We start from the raw sequence: 5566 nt of genomic DNA on the forward strand, positions 1-5566 counted from the left end.
TGTCTATACCTCGCAGTTTAAAGATTTAACTGCTATAATAGAGTAAATTTAATGTATTGCGACTTAAAATTTATTAGCGAGAGTAGTCAAGAGTCGTCGGCGCTAAATTTTTGCGATTTTACGCCTTAAAATTTAGCCTGCGCGCGCGGTTTAGGAATATAAAAAGCGCCTTTTTTTCTTTTGCGCCGATGCGGTAGGTTATCAGTTTTAAATACCTTTTTACGTCGTCTTCGCCGATGCTGCGCGTCTCGGCGTAGCGGCTTAAAATATAATTGGGAATTTTGACTTTTTTGCGCATAAAATTTCGCGTGAGGCGCTTGTAAATTTGGCCGTTTTTTCGGTAGCAAAATCTAGCGAAAACAAACGGCAAGCCCGTCCTCTCGCGCCAAATTTTAGCTAAATCGTAAAAATTCTCGCTCCCCTCGCGCAAATAAGCGTTAAGCGCTCTATCGCCGATAAGCACTTCGCCTTTTATGCCTAGCGCGCGGGCTAGCATATTAGAGCTAGCGCTCGCCGCGTCGGTTTTGGGCGCGCTATTCTTGCGTACGAGTACGCTCTTTACGGCGCCTTTCGCGACGATACCCATGTCTAGCGTGCGATAAATTTTGCGTCTGCTTTCCACGCTAGAAATTACCGCCGCGTCGATGCGTCCCGCTCTTAAATCGCGGTTTAGGCGACTAGGTACGCCCTTTTTACGCTCGATCGCGGCCTTTACGCAGCTAGGTAGCGCGCTACGCTTTAAAAATACGTGAAAGGGTAGTAAATTTAGGTAATCTATCTTACCGAATTTCACTCATTGACCTCGTCGAGCTCGCATTTTAGCATCTGTACGTACCTCATGGCGTGCTCTGCGATTTGCTCGTCCGTAATGCCCGCTAGCGCGCCGTCGGCTGCGAAAATTTTATTAAACGTCATACCGCAATAATTAGCGGTTACTTGCATCGGAGTTAGCACCTCGGCTAGGCTAAATTTATTGCTGCCGTGTTTGGAGTATTCGTTTATCGGCGAGCCCGTAGTTACGGCGATTTGCAGCTCTTTGCCCGCTAGTAGGCCGTTTTGGTGGCAGTATGAGAACGCGGCGTCCATGTAGGCTTTCATCATCGGCGGAGTGGCTAGCCAATAAAGAGGGTATTGCAGTACGATGCGCTCGGCGTTTTTAACGAAGTTAGCTTCCGCTACGGCGTCGATCGCGCCCGCGTCGTTGCCGTAGACGGCCTCTACATGGCGGACGGTTACGTCGGAGACGCTTTTTGCGGCGTCGATTAGGGCTTTGTTTAGACGGGAATTCTTAAAATTTGGGTGAGATAATACGATAAGCGTTTTCATATTCGTCCTTTAAAATGATGTGCCTAAATTTAGCATTTGGCGGGTTAAAATCGGATAAATTCATGAATTTTAAGTCGTAAATTTTAAAGGCGAATTTATTTTTAGCGGTATTGCGGCAAGTCGGGCGGTTTTCGTCGTGTTGAAATTTTAAGCCTTTGTTAGCGTACCCGCGTCGACCGTCGTTCATTTCGGCTTTTGATTTGTTTTTTAGCCTAGGCGTTTGCGAAATTTGGTAGAACGTAAATTTGAGGCAAAAAATAATCGGAAATACGCGAAATACCGGGGAAAAGTCAGCTTTTACCAAAAAAACGGCGCAAGAAAAACGAGCGCCAAAATTTTTAGGCGGATTTGAATGCTGCGACGAAAATTTCATCCAAAGACTAGACGTGTAGCCCGTCGCAGGGCGAAATTATCTAGCTCATTTAAAGGCGCTCAAAAAAACGCGCTATTTACAAGGTATTAAACACGCGGTCTCCCGCATCGCCCAGCCCCGGCACGATGTAGTTTTTTTCGTTTAGCTTTTCGTCGATCGCGGCGGTATAAACGCTCACGTCCGGATAAATCTCGCTAAATCTTTTTAAACCCTCGGGCGCGGCGATAACGGAGATAAATTTGATCCGCTTTACGCCTTTTTCGCGTAAAAATTTGACCGCGTCTATCGCCGTACCGCCGGTAGCAAACATCGGATCGATGACGATAGCGACGCGCTCGCAGGCGTCTTCGGGCAGTTTAGCGTAGAAAAACTCGGCTTGCGCGGTTTTTTCGTTTCGTTGAAAGCCCAAAAATCCGACGCTGGCGTTTGGTATGATTTTAAAAACGCTCTCCAACATCCCCAACGCGGCGCGCAAAATAGGACAGATCATGACCTTCGTCGCTAGCTTTTTAGCCTGCGCCTGCGCGACCGGGGTCTGCACGCTCACGTTTTTTAGCGCCAGATCGCGCGTCGCTTCAAATATCATCAGGTGGCTGATCTCATCGACTAGCATCCTAAACTGAAAGGTCGGCGTCGAGGCATCTCGCAAAATAGCTAGCTTGTGCTCGATGAGCGGGTGAGAGACTAGGCGGACGTTTGGTAGCTCGGCGGCATCGGCGGCGGTGAAATTTTTCATAAAGATCCTTAAAATTTAGCGGATAAAATTTAAAAAACGCTAGGCTGGGCTTTTTAAATTTTACCGTTTTGAGTCGTAAAAATCGCAAATCGCTAGTTTCGCGCGTAAGGCCTGCTCACGGCTAAGACGCTATTAGCGGGCAAAATTTAGCTCCCCGTTAGACGGGCTTGCGCGCTTAGGGCGTTTGGCTTGGAGCAAAAACGGCGCGCCGTAAAACAAGACTAAATTTAGCCCGGCGAGCCGCTATAAATTTTAGACTTTTTAATAAAGCCAAAGCTCGTAGTAAAATAGTAAATTTTGCGCAGGCTAGCCCCGCTCGCCGCAGCCTTTAAAAGCTAAGAGCGGCGAGCAAAGCGCCCAGCAAATTTAACTAAAATAACTTTGCTAGACTCGCTCTATACGCTTCGACGTCGAAATTTTTTACCCTAGCTACGCCGTCGTCGACCGCAGCTTGCGCTACCGCAGGAGCAACCGCTGTTAGAACGCGTTTGTCAAACGGTTTTGGTATGATGTAGTCTTTGCCGAATTTTAGCTCTTTTACGCCAAACGCCGCACAAACCTCCGCAGGCACGGGCTCTTTGGCCAAATTTGCAAGCGCGCGCGCCGCAGCCATCTTCATATTTTCGGTGATTTTTTTGGCTCTGACATCAAGCGCGCCGCGGAATATAAACGGAAAGCCAAGAACGTTATTTACTTGGTTTGGATAGTCGCTGCGGCCGGTACCCATCATCACGTCGTTTCGCACGCTAGCGACGTCTTCGGGGAAGATCTCCGGAGTCGGGTTAGCAAGCGCGAAAATAATCGGCTCGTCGTTCATAGACGCGACCATTTCTTTGGTTACTACGCCAGGTTTTGAAAGACCTAGGAACATATCCGCGCCCTTCATCGCATCCGCTAGCGTCCTATCTGCGGTTTCTAGGGCGAATTCGACCTTTTCCGGAGTTAGATCGGTGCGGCCTTTGTGGATCACGCCCTTACTATCAACCATCACGATGTGTTTTGCGCCCAGAGCTTTATACATCTTAGCGCATGCGATACCAGCCGCGCCCGCGCCGCTAACTACGATTTTGATTTTAGAGATGTCTTTGCCCGAAATCTCCATCGCGTTTATCATGCCCGCGCTTGTAATCATCGCAGTGCCGTGCTGATCGTCGTGCATGACCGGGATATCGACTGCTTCTTGTAGTTTGCGCTCGATCTCAAAGCACTTTGGAGCGCGGATGTCTTCTAAATTTATACCGCCGAAAGTCGGAGAGAGCGCTTTGCAAATTTCAACAATCTTATCTGGATCGTGCTCATCTAGCTCGATGTCAAAGGCATCTACGTTTGCAAATTTTTTAAACAAAACCGCCTTGCCTTCCATTACCGGCTTGCCCGCTACCGCGCCGATGTCGCCTAGACCGAGTACAGCCGTACCGTCGGTGATGACGGCTACTAAATTTGCTTTGTTTGTGTATTTGTAGGCTAGTTCGTTGTTGGCCTCGATCTGCTTGCACGGTACCGCGACGCCAGGCGTATACGCCATAGATAGGTCTCTTGCCGTGGCGCACGGGGTTTTTACTTTTATCTCTATCTTGCCGCCCTCGTGATACGCGAGCGCCTCTTCGTTAGTTACGTGTGTCATTTATTCTCCTTTAAAATATTTCTTATTCTTTTTTTCGTCTCGTCCGTGCCCAAAACTTCGAGCACCTCAAATATCCCCGGGCTTACGCTATTTCCAGTTAGCGCGACGCGAAGCGCCTGAGCTAGGTCTTTTAGCTTTAAGCCGTTTGCTTCTAAAAATTTACCCGTCATCTCCTCGTAGCCTTTGGCGTCTAAATTTTCGCCTAAAATTTCGGCAAATTTGGCCAAATTTTCCTTGCTTTCGGGCGTGATAAATTTAGCGTAGGCTTTCTCGTCGTATGCGCTTGGAGCGTTTATTATCGTCCTTGCGCTCTGGCTCATTTCAACTAGCGTTTTTGAGCGCTCGCGCAGAGAATTTAACAGCACCTCGCCCTTTGGCATCGCCTTAAAATCTATATCAAATTCAAGCATCTCACGTGCTAGTCTCTCGTACGGCAGAGTCTTGATGTAGTGGGCGTTTAGCCACTCTAGCTTGCTTGCGTTATAGGTGCTTGAGCTCTTATTTATATCGTGCGGATCGAAATACTTTAACATATCGTCCATGCCGAAAATTTCGTCGTTTCCGTGGCTCCAGCCTAAGCGCACGAGGAAATTTAAAAGAGCCTCAGGCAGATAACCCATGCGCTTATACTCCATCACGTCGGTCGCGCCGTGTCGTTTGCTTAGTTTGCTACCGTCCTCGCCGTTTATCATCGCGACGTGATAAAATTTCGGCGCTTTAAAGCCCAGCGCATCGTAGAGTACGATTTGCTTCGGGGTATTTGATAGATGATCGTCGCCGCGGATAACGTCGGTTACGCCCATTAGCGCGTCGTCTATCACGACCGTGAAGTTATAGGTCGGAGTGCCGTCAGAGCGCGCGATGATGAAATCATCCAGGATATCCTCGACTCTAAATTTGACTTCGCCTTTGATACCGTCGTCGATCACGATCTCGCCGCTTAGAGGCGCTTTGATACGGATAACGGGCTCGATTCCCGCTGGCGGAGTGCCCGTAAATTCGCGGTAGCGATTGTCGTATTTAGGCCTCTCTTTTCGCGCTTCTTGCTCGGCGCGCAGAGCGTCTAGCTCGTCCTTGCTCATGTAGCATTTATAGGCTTTGCCTTCAGCTAGCAGCTTTTGTACGTACTCTTTATACACGTCGAATCTACGCGACTGATAGGTCACCTCGCCGTCGTGATCTAGCCCGCACCAGGCAAAGGCTTCTTTTATCGCTTGCGTGGCCTCCTCGGAGTTGCGTTTTAGGTCGGTATCTTCGATACGTAGCAGAAATTTCCCGCCGTTTTTGCGCGCGTAGAGATAGTTATATAGCGCGGTTCTTAGTCCGCCGATGTGCAAGTAGCCCGTCGGGGATGGCGCAAATCTAGTAGTTATCATTGTTATGCTCTTAAATTTTTATGTTATAATGAGCGAAATTATATTTTTAAATTACTTAAATAAAGGTTTTGTTATGTTTAAAAAAGCTATTTTTGCTTCGTTGGCGTGCGGAATTTGCCTACACGCTCAAA

At 48.3% G+C, this 5566-nt stretch carries 5 protein-coding genes; all 5 read right to left on the reverse strand.

Annotation, left to right across the window (positions count from 1 at the left end; translation table 11 throughout):
* Window positions 1–118 precede the first annotated feature (118 nt).
* The 5 genes from QZ147_RS07950 to gltX all read right to left on the reverse strand — a co-directional run bounded on the left by QZ147_RS07950 (window position 119) and on the right by gltX (window position 5435).
* A complete protein-coding gene (locus QZ147_RS07950; protein WP_295149044.1) occupies window positions 119–793 on the reverse strand; it encodes an MqnA/MqnD/SBP family protein in 675 nt (224 codons plus the stop codon).
* Window positions 790–1326 carry an NAD(P)H-dependent oxidoreductase gene (locus QZ147_RS07955; protein WP_295149047.1) on the reverse strand — a complete coding sequence of 179 codons (537 nt, stop codon included), beginning with the start codon at window positions 1324–1326 and terminating at the stop codon, window positions 790–792. The genes QZ147_RS07950 and QZ147_RS07955 overlap by 4 nt, the downstream gene beginning before the upstream one ends.
* A 449-nt stretch (window positions 1327–1775) precedes the next feature.
* On the reverse strand, window positions 1776–2435 hold the full coding sequence (upp, locus tag QZ147_RS07960; protein WP_295149050.1) for a uracil phosphoribosyltransferase: 660 nt from the start codon (window positions 2433–2435) through the stop codon (window positions 1776–1778).
* A 370-nt stretch (window positions 2436–2805) separates the two neighbouring features.
* The gene (locus QZ147_RS07965; RefSeq protein ID WP_295149052.1) at window positions 2806–4059 is read right to left on the reverse strand and encodes a malic enzyme-like NAD(P)-binding protein; all 1254 of its coding nucleotides are present in this window, start codon (window positions 4057–4059) and stop codon (window positions 2806–2808) included.
* Window positions 4056–5435: a glutamate--tRNA ligase gene (gene gltX, locus QZ147_RS07970; protein WP_295149053.1), complete on the reverse strand. Its 1380-nt coding sequence runs from the start codon at window positions 5433–5435 to the stop codon at window positions 4056–4058. Before gltX ends, QZ147_RS07965 begins: the two co-directional genes overlap by 4 nt.
* Between the last annotated feature and the right edge of the window lie 131 nt (window positions 5436–5566).

It is taken from the genome of uncultured Campylobacter sp., from assembly GCF_905371695.1.
Lineage (GTDB): Bacteria > Campylobacterota > Campylobacteria > Campylobacterales > Campylobacteraceae > Campylobacter_A.